The following is a 13,810-nucleotide window of genomic DNA, read 5'->3' as shown; positions in this document are numbered from 1 at the left end:
AGACAGCAAAAATGTGTATGAATCTCAAGTAATAACCTCAACTTGGATAAATACCAACTAATCGTGTCCGTTGAATATCTTTTACCTTGACACTAAGCAGTATTTTTCAGAGCCCCAAGTGCCATTAACAACAAAAATAGCTACATTACAATTACTTGCAACGAATCTAGCAACAAAAAGCCCTATGATAAATGATCACAGGGCTTATTTTACATCAGATTAATGACGCGGTTAATAAATTACAAGGCAATCCAGGTTGCTTTGATTTCTGTGTACTTGTCGAATGCATGTAACGATTTATCTCGACCGTTGCCTGATTGCTTATAACCACCAAATGGTGCTGTCATATCGCCTCCATCATAATGGTTAATCCATACCATTCCACTGCGTAATGCTTTGGCTGTCTTATGCGCTTTAGAAAGGTTTGATGTCCACACACCTGCAGCTAAACCGTAAATGGTGTCATTAGCAATTTGAATCGCTTCATCCATACCATCAAATTCAATCACAGATAACACTGGCCCAAAAATCTCTTCGCTAGCAATGGTCATTTTGTTATTCACTTCAGAGAATATCGTTGGTTGTACATACACACCACCGGTATCCGCCATGACTTGTTTGCCGCCTTGCACTAAGGTTGCACCTTCATCTTCACCCGCTTTGATATAACCTAAAACGTTTTCCATTTGCTGGGTATCGACCATCGCACCAGTAACGGTATTTGGATCTAATGGATGACCTGGCTGCCAAGATGTTAATTCTTCAGCAATAAGTTGAATCAACTCATCTTTGATACCTGATTCAACCAGTAAACGCGAACCTGCAGTGCAGACCTCGCCCTGGTTGAATGCAATCGCAGATGCTGCAGCTTGTGCTGCCGCTTTTAAATCAGGAGCATCGTTGAAAACGATATTAGGGCTTTTTCCGCCAGCCTCTAACCAAACACGCTTCATATTGGATTGCCCAGCATAAATCATCAGCTGCTTGGCAATTTTTGTTGAGCCAGTAAATACCAAAGTATCAACATCCATATGTAACGCTAATGCTTTACCAACTGTATGACCAAAACCAGGTAATACGTTTAACACACCTTTAGGAATACCCGCATCCAATGCAAGCTGCGCCATTTTAATCGCAGTTAAAGGTGACTTTTCAGAGGGTTTTAATACCACACTATTACCCGTAGCTAGCGCAGGGCCTAACTTCCAACATGCCATGATCATTGGGAAGTTCCAGGGCACAATGGCAGCAACAACACCAACAGGCTCACGGGTGATCATGCCTATTTCGTTGTGTGCAGTAGGGGCTATTTCATCATAAATTTTGTCGATGGCTTCGCCACACCATCTGATTGCACGAGCAGCCCCCGCTACGTCAACCGCTTTAGCAAACTGAATAGGTTTACCCATGTCGAGGGTTTCAAGTAACGCCAGTTCATCTGCATTTTGCTCTAAAAGCTCGGCAAAACGGATCATTACGGCTTTACGTTTTACAGGAGGAAGTAGCGACCAAGTACCCGCTTCGAACACGGCCTTAGCATTTGCCACAGCCATGTTTGCATCTTGATAATCACAACTGGCGACTTTAGCTAGCATGCGGCCATCAACTGGGCTAATACAATCGAATGTTTCACCCGATTGTGCAGATTTATACACACCATTAATCATGGCATTGCCATTAATAGTGAGACTTTTTGCGAGTTGTTCCCATTCGCTACGATTTGTTGGAGAGCTCATTGCCACCTCGACATCCTATATGTGCATGTTTGGCCTTAATCAACATTAATACGCCAAACAACCTGACTTAAATTACAGAGTGTAATTGATGCTTCAAATTATGCTGAACTGATAAAAATTTCAATATATTTTACAAAAATGTCCAATTTACTTTAATTTTTTACTAAAACCTCTTCCATGTTCATTATATTTGATATAGCGTAGCAAATATTGACCATCAATAGATGTATTGGCTACAAAATAAGTGTACTGAGTAACACTATTTTCAGTGCGATTAAGAACAAGGAATTATCAATGCAACAACAACCGCCTCAATCAAACAATTCGTCGATTGCAACGCCAGACATGGCGAGTTATTGGATGCCATTTACTGCCAATCGGCAGTTTAAGGAAAATCCAAGATTACTGACCCAAGCTGAAGGTATGTACTATACCGATGATCGTGGTCAAGCAGTGCTAGATGCCACTGCAGGTTTATGGTGTTGTAATGCGGGTCATGGCCGCAAAAAGATTTCTGAGGCAGTTAGCAAACAAATTAATCAAATGGATTACGCCCCTTCATTTCAGTTGGGGCATCCATTGGCATTTGAATTAGCCAACAAACTCACCCAACTGAGTCCTGATGGTTTAGATAAAGTATTTTTCACTAATTCAGGTTCTGAATCTGTTGATACCGCATTAAAAATGGCACTGTGCTATCACCGCGCAAATGGTCAACCTTCTCGTACTCGCTTTATTGGTAGAGAGCTGGGTTATCACGGCGTGGGTTTTGGCGGAATTTCTGTTGGAGGCATTGGCAATAACCGCAAAACCTTTAGCGGTCAGTTATTGCAAGGTGTCGATCATTTACCACACACCTTAGATATTGCTAACAATGCTTTCTCGAAAGGCTTACCTAAAAATGGTATTGAAAAAGCAGAAGTATTAGAGCAACTCATTACCCTGCATGGCGCAGAAAACATTGCCGCGGTGATTGTTGAACCCATGTCTGGTTCAGCGGGTGTCATTTTACCCCCTGATGGTTATTTAAAACGATTACGTGAAATCACCCAAAAGCACGGAATTTTATTGATATTTGATGAAGTCATTACCGGATTTGGCCGATTAGGCGCGGCGTTTGCCAGTGAGTTTTGGCAGGTTACGCCAGATATCATCACCACAGCCAAAGCTATTAACAATGGTGCAATTCCAATGGGTGCTGTATTTGTCAGTAACACGATTCATGCAACCTGTATGCAAGGCCCTGAAAGCATGATCGAGTTTTTCCATGGTTACACTTACTCAGGTCATCCGGTAGCAGCCGCTTCGGCATTAGCCACTTTAGCTATCTATCAAGAAGAGCAACTTTTTGAACGCGCTAAAAATCTAAGCCAATACTTTGAAGATGCCGTTCACAGCTTGAAAGGCTTACCGAACATTATCGACATTCGCAATATTGGTTTAGTTGCCGGCATCCAGTTTGCCCCTAGTGATAAAGGCGCTGGTAAAAGAGGTTATGAGATATTCGACCACTGCTTTAGAAATGGCACCTTGGTCAGAGCTACCGGCGACATTTTAGCCCTGTCACCACCGCTAATTGTCGAAAAGTCGCAAATTGATGACATGGTAAATAGCCTGTCTGATGCGATCCTTGCCGTAGGTTAACGCCGACGAACCTGATTACTGAACAGCACAAACACAAATACATTTACACTATTAATAGAAAGGTTTTTTATGCTCACTTTATCTCATTACGTCAATGGCAAGCACACTGAATCAAGTCAACGCCAACAACCTATTTATGAACCCGCTAGTGGTGAGCTTCGCGGGCATGTGTCGTTAGCATGTAAACAAGAAGTCAGTCATGCCGTTGAAATAGCAAAACAAGCTTATCAAACATGGTCACAGGTTACCCCGCTCAATCGCGCGCGTGTGTTATTCAAGTTCAAAGCGTTGATGGAACAAAATATTGATGAGCTAGCGGAGCTAATCACGCGTGAGCACGGTAAAGTATTAGAAGATGCCAAAGGTGAATTAGTCCGTGGTTTAGAAGTGGTAGAGTTTGCTTGTGGGATTCCACACTTACTCAAAGGCGAGCATACTCAACAGGTTGGCGGCGGTGTAGATTCATGGTCAGTGAATCAATCTTTGGGGGTTGTCGCGGGGATCGCGCCGTTTAACTTCCCAGTGATGGTACCTATGTGGATGTTCCCTATTGCCATTGCCTGCGGTAATACTTTTATTATGAAACCTTCAGAAAAAGATCCTAGTTCAGTGATGCGCATGGCTGAATTACTCACTGAAGCAGGTTTACCTGATGGGGTATTTAATGTCGTTAATGGCGACAAAGAAGCCGTTGATACCCTACTAACTCATCCAGATGTTCAAGCCGTAAGCTTTGTCGGCTCGACTCCTATCGCCGAATATATTTACAGTACGGCATCCGCGCACGGTAAACGGGTACAGGCATTAGGTGGTGCTAAAAACCATATGCTATTAATGCCTGATGCTGATCTAGACCAAGCGGTAAAAGCGCTTATGGGCGCAGCCTATGGCAGTGCTGGCGAACGCTGTATGGCCATTTCAGTGGTATTAGCGGTTGGAAATAGCGGCGATAAATTAGTAGAAGCGCTGTTACCTCAAATTGAAAACCTTAAAGTCGGTAACGGTTTAACGCCAGAAATGGATATGGGTCCTTTAATTTCAGCTCAACACCTACAAAAAGTCCGCGACTATGTGGAAAAAGGCGTGGCAGAAGGAGCTAAACTGATTGCCGATGGCAGAAGTTTATCGGTAAAAGATCAGCAACAGGGTTATTTTTTAGGTGCATGCCTGTTCGATAACGTCACCCCTGAGATGACCATTTACCAAGAAGAAATTTTTGGTCCTGTATTAGCGATTGTTCGCGTAAAAGATTACGCCGAGGCGCTTAACCTAATCAACAAACACGAGTTTGGTAATGGCACCGCGATCTTCACTCAAAACGGTGAAGCTGCAAGACATTTTTGCCACCATGTTGAGGTTGGTATGGTTGGAGTTAACGTGCCCATTCCTGTGCCAATGGCATTCCATAGCTTTGGCGGTTGGAAACGTTCACTGTTTGGCCCACTGCATATGCATGGACCTGATGGCGTGCGCTTTTATACCAAACGCAAAGCCATTACTGCAAGATGGCCAAAAGCATCGGTAACCACTGAAGGATCGGCGTTTATTATGCCGACAATGAACTAAATTCGAGTACCTAAACATGACCAAACTGATCAGTGATATAGAGAGCTTTGCAACATCATCAGCTGAAATAGATCAATACCATTTACCTGATGAAAAAAGACTTAAAGGCAACCCATTGCAAAGCGTGCAAAATCATTATGCTAGCCCATGCGCACAATTTAATGTAGGTATTTGGCAAAGTGACATTGGCTGCTGGAATATCACCTATACTGAGCATGAATATTGCGACATTTTGGAAGGCACTAGCATCATAACCGATGTTAATGGCACCAAGCTGACTGTCAATGTGGGTGACAAGTTTGTCATTCCTGCTGGCTTTAAAGGCACATGGGAAGTCGTTGCACCATGCAAAAAGGTTTATGTCATTTTTGAAGCTCAATAAGCACTTACCGTACAAGTTTAGTTTTTATAAAGTAAATAATAACTTGCAAATTGCACCAAAACGGTTCAAAAATAGTACAAGTTATAGATAATGATGTACCTGTGATACCCGCCACGGAGTATAAAACCAAAACGCATATTTTTGGAAAAGTTGGCACCATCAGTTTTACCCTACAAAACTGAGAATATAACTATAATTGGAGAAGATATCGTGTCTAAAACATTCACAAAAACAAGACTAGCGCTATTGGCCGGCCTAACCCTTTCAGCTTCAGTGCTTTCAAGCTCTGCAATGGCTGAATTTTCGGGTGAAGTTTCAGTAACAAACGACTATCGCTTTCGCGGTGTATCTCAAACGGCTGGTGATCCAGCATTACAAGCAGGCGTAGATTGGAGTGCTGAAAACGGCTTCTTCGTAGGCGCTTGGGCAAGTAACATCGATTTTGATGAAGAAGATTACAATGGCCCAGATATCGAGTTAGATATCTATGCCGGTTACTGGGGTGAAATTAACGACGATGCCAGCTGGGATGTCACCTTATATCGTTATAACTATCTAGGAGAAAGTGATTTAGATTACCTAGAAGCCACTGTGGGATTTGACTTTTTTGGTGCTAGAGCCGCTTACTGGTATACCAATGATTACGGTGGAAGTGATTTAGACTTACACTATATAGACTTAAATTATGGTTGGGAATTTGCTGAAAACTGGAGTTTAGATTTCCATTACGGCTATAACTTCGGTGATGCACTCGACGACGGTGAAGGATTTGATAGCTACTCTGATTACTCAGTAGGTGTCTCAGCTGATTTTTCAGGCTTTGGTCTATCACTCGCTTATCTCATGACCGATTTAGATGGCGATTATGCAGTAGATGACGGTGTTTACAAAACCAAAGACACGGTACTTGCCTCTGTAAGCTACGCATTCTAAAACAGCGTTAATCCTTTACAAAAAAGCTTACTCTATTGAGTAAGCTTTTTTTCATCTCTACGTTACACCATGGTTATTTTCGGCTGGTGTAATCCCCCCACGCAAGCCATTTATAAGTGGTTAAGGCATCCAGAGCCATTGGTCCTCTAGCATGCAGTTTTTGGGTACTTACCGCCACCTCTGCGCCTAAACCAAATTGAGCGCCATCAGTAAATCGGGTGCTAGCGTTGACATATACCGCAGCTGAATCCACTTGATTCATAAAGTAACTTGCCGCGTGAATGTCATCGGTTAATATCGCTTCAGAGTGGCCACTTGAATGCTGACGAATATGAGCAATTGCCGCATCAATATCTGCAACCACTTTTATGCCTAAGGTTAATGATAACCACTCTGTCGAAAACGACTCATCGTCGGCGGGTGTGATATCAAAGCCTAATCCACTTAAATACGCCTGAGATTGCTCACACACATAAAACTTCACCCCAAGGCTATGTAAATGCGCAGCCACCTGAGGTACAAATACTTCTGCAACCTGCTGATCAATTAGCAAAGTATCTAGGGCATTACACACGGTAGGTCGTTGCACTTTAGCATTGGCAATGACCTCAACGGCACGGTTCAAATCGGCTTTTTTATCTACCAATAAATGGCAAATACCAATTCCGCCCAGAATTACAGGAATACTTGATTGTTCGGCGCATAAGCGTTGTAGATTATGGCCTCCACGCGGAATAATCATATCGACATATTTATCTAAGCGCAGTAACCCGCTCACAATTGCCCGCTCTGGCGATGCAATTAATTGCACCGCATCTTCTGGTAAATTCAAACTATTGAGCGCGTCACGGATAACGCTACTGAGTACCTTATTCGACTCAATGGTTTCTTTGCCACCACGTAAGATAACCGCATTACCGGTTTTCAGTGCTAATACCGCAATATCAACGGTCACATTCGGGCGAGCTTCATAAATCACCCCTACCACCCCAAGAGGCACACTACGTTGGGTGAGTCTTAAGCCATTATCAAGTAACTGGCTAGCGGCTTCTTTACCTATAGGGTCTGCCAGCGCTATCACATTATCAATATCACCGATAATGCCCGCTAATCTTGCTTCATCAAGCAATAAACGGTCAATCATGGCATCTGTTAAGCCATTAGCTTTAGCCGCAGCAACATCTTTAGCATTGGCGGCCAATATAGCACTAGCATTGTCAGCTAAACGCTCACTGATGGTACTGAGTAAATTATTTTTCTGGGCAGACGATAAGCTGGCAAGCGTAAAACTTGCCGCCTTGGCGCGTTGACCTAAACCAATCAAATATGCATTGATTTGTGCTTGGCTGGCGTCATCCTGGCTAGCTGACATGAGCTTTCTCCTTGTTTTCTAATACAACCATGTCATTGCGGTGCACTGCAGCATCACCATAGTCATAACCTAAAATATCTTCGATTTCGTTGGAATGTTTACCGCTGATTTTACGTAAATCTGCCGCGCAATAACGACTGATGCCCTTAGCCAACACACGCGTATCAGTATTCACGATTAATATGGTGGCGCCTCGTTCAAATTCCCCTTCAATGCGGGTGATCCCTTTTGACAATAAACTGCGGCCACTTTCTACAACCGCACGGGCAGCACCGTCATCCACAACCAGCTTACCTTGGCTAGCAGGACCGGCTAAAATCCACTGTTTGCGGCTTTCTAACGGCGAATCTATCGCACTAAAATGAGTACCTACAGACTCTCGCAGAGCCACTTTATTGATCACATCGGGATGATGCCCTGAAGCTATCACCACTTCTATTCCTGCACGTCTAGCAATATCCGCCGCCTCAAGTTTAGTCGCCATACCGCCAGTGCCTAAACCTGAAACCGAGCCACCCGCTAATAAACGCAAGCTGTCATCAATATTCACCACTTGTTTTATCAACTGAGCATTGGGATTTGTGCGAGGGTCAGCATCAAACAAACCTTTTTGATCGGTAAGTAAAATCAATAGGTCTGCATCACACAACAAAGCCGCACGAGCCGATAAATTATCGTTATCGCCAACTTTGATTTCATTGGTTGCTACCGCATCATTTTCATTAATAATGGGGATAATATTGTTATCTAATAAGGCATTTAATGTATCGCGCGCATTGAGGTAGCGCTCTCGGTCTTGCAAGTCTGCACGGGTTAGCAATAGCTGCCCTACATGCAAACCATATAAACTGAACAGTTGCGACCAAGCCAGAATTAATTGACTTTGCCCCACAGCTGCAAGCAATTGTTTATGCGCCATGGTATCGGGCAAAATGGGGTATTGCAGATGTTCACGTCCTGCGGCAATTGCACCAGAAGTGCATAACACTACTTCGACACCAGACTTCATTAAATTAGCCATTTGTCTGGCTAATTCAACCATATGTGCCTTGTCTAATTTCTTGCTGCCAGAAGTCAGTACACTGGTACCTAACTTCACTACCACACGGCGATAACCCATTTAGCCTTCTCTCTAATTTGATTGATAAAGTTCCGAACTATTTTTATACCCAATTCAACATTGAATTCCTAGATAAAGCTGCAATCAAATGGGTTTTAGTGAGTATTATTTGTGATCTGCCATAAAAAAGGGTTATGCATTGCATAACCCTTAATTAAATAGCGCTAATCTAGTGAAGTTAGCCGTAAATAAACTTCACCAAAAACAACAAGGCAATAAATACCACACCTGCATTTAAATCTTTAATGCGGCCCGTTAACAGCTTTATCACTAAATAAGAAATAAAGCCGAAACCGATAGCATTTGCAATCGAGAATGTTAACGGCATCAATAAACAGGTTACCACCACTGGCGCGGCTTCAGTTAAGTCATCCCAATCAACATTGATAAGACCAGACATCATTAAAATGGCGACATAAAATAATGCCCCTGAAGTCGCATAAGCTGGGACCATTCCAGCCAAAGGTGAGAGAAACAATGCGGCTAAAAAGAGTAAACCAACCACAACGGCGGTTAACCCTGTACGACCACCAGCACTAACACCTGCAGTACTTTCGATATAACTCGTTGTGGTTGAGGTGCCTAATGCAGCACCGGTAATGGTGGCAACACTGTCCGCGGTTAATGCGCGTTTTACTCTTGGTAAACGCCCTTTATCATCTAAAAAACCACCACGTTGAGCCACAGCAACTAAGGTTCCTGATGTATCGAATAGATCGACAAACAAGAAGGCAAAAATCACTGAAATCATACTGATTTCTAATACGCTAGATAAATCCATTTTCATGAATGTTGGCGCAATAGAAGGTGGTAATGACATTAAACCGTTGTATTGCACATCACCAAATAGCAAGCCTAAAACCGTCACTATCATGATGCTTAAGATTACCGCAGCTTTCCAGCCACGCTGCACCATAGCAATAATCAGGAAAAATCCAAGAGATGCCATCACAGCCGGAAACGAGGTGATATCGCCCATAGTGACTAACGTGGCAGGACTTGCCACCACAATACCCGCACTTTTAAGACCGATTAAGGCTAAAAACAGACCGATACCGGCAGCGATACCTAATCGCAATGACATAGGAATACTGTTAACAATCCACTCCCGAATTTTAACCAGGGACAGCACTAAAAAGCAGACACCAGACATGAACACAGCGCCTAATGCGGTTTCCCAGCTGTAACCCATTTCACCGACGACTGTGTAAGTGAAAAACGCATTCAGTCCCATTCCTGGTGCTAACGCAATAGGGTAATTTGCTAATAATCCCATGATTAAACAGCCAATCGCCGCAGCTAAACACGTTGCTACGAATACTGCACCATGATCCATCCCTGCATCAGCAAGCATCATTGGGTTTACAAAGATAATATAAGCCATAGTTAAAAAGGTAGTCAGTCCGGCAACCACTTCTTGTTTTAACGAGGTATTGTTTTGTTTCAGTTTAAATAGTTTTTCTAACATGGAACCATGTTCCTTGGGTGAGGTTAATTAATATTGTTATTATTTTGAGCGATTTCGATAATTTGACCCCGAATGCTCAAAGCCGCGAAATTATATCCTGTAACATGTCATAAAATCATACTTTGGTCGCAAAAACACCTTATAAAGCCTGAAAACAGACTTTTGCTAAAAGGTTAATCATAGTGGTTGATACAAACAGCAGAGCATGAGTTAACTGGTTTCTGGATAAAAGTGTGTAGGCCTTCGAATGAAGGCGTTGGCATTTTGGGCTTATAACATTTGGCTGAGTTGGAATTGGGATTTGTGTTTAAAGTCGAATCTTCATTGTTGTTAAAAGCCTGCGGCTCGCTTATGTGCAGATACTGCTTCGGGACGCTATGCGTCATCCCTGACCGCTTAACGAAAACATCCCTGTTTTCGATACCCTCAGCCGCATCTACACTTGGTTATTTGATCTCTTCGATTTAACCTTTCGGGTATCAATCGGATAATAAAAGCTAAATCGTTTTTGGACATTTGTGAGTTACGAAGTGCAGTCTGTGAAAGCTCGGAACAGAAGTTCATTTACCGAGAATTGCACATCGTTTACGTTGATTTGCATTATATAGTCTAATCTACGCGCCAGCGCCAGCTATCTCACCAGTCCAACATATTGATCTGTTGAGATTAATTATCTACACTTAAGCTCCATGCTAACGACAGAATTTTTATTGATGATTATTACAAATAATAGAGTATTAGCTCTTTCGTCTATCGCCGTGTTGTTGGCTGGTTGTTCTCCATCCTCCGACCTAACTGTTAGCGGAAGTGTCAGTGATTACAAAGGTTCAGCTAGCATTACTCAAGGTCTCGCAAAAACAGTAGAAGAAAACCTTTTTGAGTGTGCGAATGGTCGAAGCCGTGTTGCAGGCATTGGTGAAATTGCTGATGCTAGCGGAAAGGTATGGACAGTTCCTGCTCAAAACCATTTTACAACTGCGCCAAAAGCGGTCGATCTTTATGAAGAGTGCGCCAACATCACTCCTGAAAGCATTGCCGATGTGGACGAAGACTCAGTCCCTGTGACCATAGTTGATGCAAATGGTGAAGAGATCACTGGTTACATCTTTGCTGACAACTACTTCGAGTTATATATCAATGGTCAGCTTGTTGCGGTAGACACCGTACCCTTTACGCCGTTTAACTCTAGTATCGTAAAGTTCAAAGTAAATAAGCCATACACTATTGCTGTAAAAGTAATTGATTGGGAAGAAAACTTAGGTTTAGGTACAGAAGATAACCGTGGCAAGGCATTCCACCCAGGTGATGGTGGCTTTATCGCAAGCTTTAGTGATGGCACTGTGACGAGTTCCGACTGGCAAGCACAGACATTTTATACTGCACCAGTCTATGATTTAAGCTGCCTGAGTGAGGTTGATGGTAAACGCTTATCGGAGAACTGCACAACAAAAGGCACAGATAACGGTGCAAATGCTTATGCAGCTCACTGGGAGACCCCAAGTAACTGGATGGCAAAAGACTTCGATGCCGTTTCATGGCCTCAAGCGACTGAATATTCAGAAGATGAAATTGGTGTGAACAACAAAAAATCTTACATGAACTTCATTGAGAAATTTAGTGGTGCTGGGGCAAGTTTTATTTGGTCAACAAACGTTGTTTTGGATAATGAAGTCCTACTGAGGTACGAAGTGAAATAACTTTAACCTCTCACTTCAAGAAGCAGTTATATCTCAACTTAACAGATATAGCTGCTTACCTTTCTTCGTTCGTTACTTCTACAGCTTCTTTCCTTCCCCAACAGGTTATGGGGCAAAAGTGAGTTACAGACACCCACAGTCTAATTCATTTATCTCTGCTCAATTATGGAAGACCATAACTTCAATCTAACCCATTGCCTGCCGCTGGGATGTTCAGGATGAACGGAATGTCGCGGTCACATGGATGTGAAAGAGCGACCTTATGTGCAGATAATCCAGCGAGACGCCGCAAGCACATCCATGTGGGCTTAACCAAAACATCCATGTTTTGGATACTCGCTGGCTCATCTGCACCCGAAATTTTCACATCTTCGATTTAACTTCATTCGTAACAATTCCATAAGAAAAGCTTGGATGTTCGGTTTGAATTGAGGTCATCGAAAAAAGGCCGTGAGCTTGGCATGGATGCCAAGCTAGCTTTCGTTGGGCCAGGGATGGCCCATCGGAAGCGTTAGGGCTTTTTGACAATGAACGAAGCAGGAAACAGATGAGGTTTAAAGCTGGATCGATCCCCATCGAAAATTATGCGCTTTTCAGCATTTTTCGTCTGGGGCGCTGAGGGTTTCCAAAGGGGCGCAAGCGTTTTGCCCCTTTGGTCTGGTGTGGGCGAAGCGCCACGACGTTAGTGGCCGCAGGCCATATTTCCAAACAAACTTTGGGGCAAAAACATGTTAGCATTTTTGAAATAATCTTATACCACTCACTATTTAAAACTTTCCGATTAAGTAAATACTCGAAAGGTTCATTATGGTGATTTGCGAGCCGACCATCCGACCCATGGATGGGTCGGCTGAGCTACAAGGACGTACTTGCTGCGTGTCGGTGAGTAAATGCCATACTGAAACTATATAGATAAACTGCATGACACATTCTTTACTATGAGCGAAGTTTCATGCTCATAATGGCCGTAGGCCATATTCCAAACAAACCTTGGGGTAAAACCAAGCTATCTTTCAAATCAAAACTTATAACAAATGAAGCTAAATCGAAGAGATAAAATGACCCAGTGTAGATACGGCTGAGGGTATCGAAAACAGGGACGTTTTCGTTAAGCGGCCATGGATGGCGTACCGCGTCCCGAAGCAGTATCTGCACATAAGCATGCTGCAGGCAATTGATTACCATAAAGGTAAAAGCACAAACAGACACAACCAACTCCAACGCAGATAGACACGAAACCAAACATTACCAATGCTGCCCAACGCTACTCAGCTAAATAAAAAATGCCAAACCTTCATTCGAAGGACAACAAACTTTGGGGACATAAACAACAGACAAAAAAAAGCCTACTCATAAGAGTAGGCTGACATGTATCAAGCATCCAATTGGGGAAAAGGAAAGCTAGTATCACTTGGGGGAGTGATAAGGGAATCAATCAAGTTGATCAATTACCCGAGTCAAAACGTCAAAACGACGAAAAAAAGGTGGTGAATAGTCAAACGGAAATAAGTAAAGCGATTTAAAACTTCATGGCGAATAGACCGCCACGCAAAACCTCTGGGTTAATCCAAGTGCTCTGCCAATAAATTTTGCCATTGCCTAAATAAGACATAATACATTCTCCAAATTAAAGTTGTTAAACCTAGTAGTGGCTCTGGTCCGTGGAACTTACTTTTTCTCAATCCATTGAGACAACTTTCTTTCACTCTTTTCCTTGGAGATAACATCCATCCTGGATTTACTAGTATTGACGGCATCACGCCAGCCAACGAGAAACATTATACGAAACTGTAATTAAATTACAAGTATTTTTTGATCTTAATCATAAAAAACCTTTATTAGGTAATATCATTACAAAATAAAGGTTTTAACAATTACAGATCAAAACATTA

General features: G+C 42.7%; 10 protein-coding genes. 5 read left to right on the top strand and 5 right to left on the bottom strand.

Annotation, left to right across the window (positions count from 1 at the left end; all coding sequences use genetic code 11):
* Positions 1-239: 239 nt before the first annotated feature.
* Positions 240-1,736 (bottom strand): aldehyde dehydrogenase, encoded by a 1,497-nt coding sequence (locus NE535_RS04525; RefSeq protein WP_261297489.1) that lies wholly within the window; start codon positions 1,734-1,736, stop codon positions 240-242.
* A gap of 294 nt (positions 1,737-2,030) precedes the next feature.
* On the opposite strand from NE535_RS04525, the gene aptA reads away from it, so the two are divergent.
* The 4 genes from aptA to NE535_RS04505 all read left to right on the top strand — a co-directional run bounded on the left by aptA (position 2,031) and on the right by NE535_RS04505 (position 6,261).
* On the top strand, positions 2,031-3,380 hold the full coding sequence (gene aptA, locus NE535_RS04520) for an omega-aminotransferase AptA (protein WP_261297488.1): 1,350 nt from the start codon (positions 2,031-2,033) through the stop codon (positions 3,378-3,380).
* Positions 3,381-3,449: 69 nt separating this feature from the next.
* Complete coding sequence (locus NE535_RS04515) at positions 3,450-4,946, top strand: CoA-acylating methylmalonate-semialdehyde dehydrogenase (RefSeq protein ID WP_261297487.1); 1,497 nt, start codon at positions 3,450-3,452, stop codon at positions 4,944-4,946.
* 16 nt (positions 4,947-4,962) lie between these two features.
* Positions 4,963-5,328, top strand: a complete 366-nt coding sequence (locus NE535_RS04510) for a cupin domain-containing protein (protein ID WP_261297486.1) — start codon at positions 4,963-4,965, stop codon at positions 5,326-5,328.
* 210 nt (positions 5,329-5,538) lie between these two features.
* A complete protein-coding gene (locus NE535_RS04505; RefSeq protein ID WP_261297485.1) occupies positions 5,539-6,261 on the top strand; it encodes a TorF family putative porin in 723 nt (240 codons plus the stop codon).
* A 73-nt stretch (positions 6,262-6,334) separates the two neighbouring features.
* On the opposite strand, the gene NE535_RS04500 is transcribed toward NE535_RS04505, so the two are convergent.
* The 3 genes from NE535_RS04500 to NE535_RS04490 form a co-directional block, all read right to left on the bottom strand.
* A complete protein-coding gene (locus tag NE535_RS04500) occupies positions 6,335-7,633 on the bottom strand; it encodes a glutamate-5-semialdehyde dehydrogenase (RefSeq protein ID WP_261297484.1) in 1,299 nt (432 codons plus the stop codon).
* Positions 7,623-8,753, bottom strand: a complete 1,131-nt coding sequence (gene proB / locus NE535_RS04495; protein ID WP_261297483.1) for a glutamate 5-kinase — start codon at positions 8,751-8,753, stop codon at positions 7,623-7,625. The genes NE535_RS04500 and proB overlap by 11 nt, the downstream gene beginning before the upstream one ends.
* A 178-nt stretch (positions 8,754-8,931) precedes the next feature.
* A complete protein-coding gene (locus NE535_RS04490; protein ID WP_261297482.1) occupies positions 8,932-10,221 on the bottom strand; it encodes an NCS2 family permease in 1,290 nt (429 codons plus the stop codon).
* A 713-nt stretch (positions 10,222-10,934) separates the two neighbouring features.
* On the opposite strand from NE535_RS04490, the gene NE535_RS04485 reads away from it, so the two are divergent.
* Positions 10,935-11,918, top strand: a complete 984-nt coding sequence (locus NE535_RS04485) for a hypothetical protein (RefSeq protein ID WP_088729450.1) — start codon at positions 10,935-10,937, stop codon at positions 11,916-11,918.
* Between the two features lie 767 nt (positions 11,919-12,685).
* On the opposite strand, the gene NE535_RS04480 is transcribed toward NE535_RS04485, so the two are convergent.
* Complete coding sequence (locus NE535_RS04480; RefSeq protein ID WP_261297481.1) at positions 12,686-12,841, bottom strand: hypothetical protein; 156 nt, start codon at positions 12,839-12,841, stop codon at positions 12,686-12,688.
* Positions 12,842-13,810: the final 969 nt, after the last annotated feature.

The organism is Shewanella holmiensis (genome assembly GCF_025370255.1).
GTDB classification, from domain to species: domain Bacteria; phylum Pseudomonadota; class Gammaproteobacteria; order Enterobacterales; family Shewanellaceae; genus Shewanella; species Shewanella holmiensis.
Note: the sequence above shows the minus strand (reverse complement) of the source record. Positions and strands in the feature narration are given on the sequence as shown.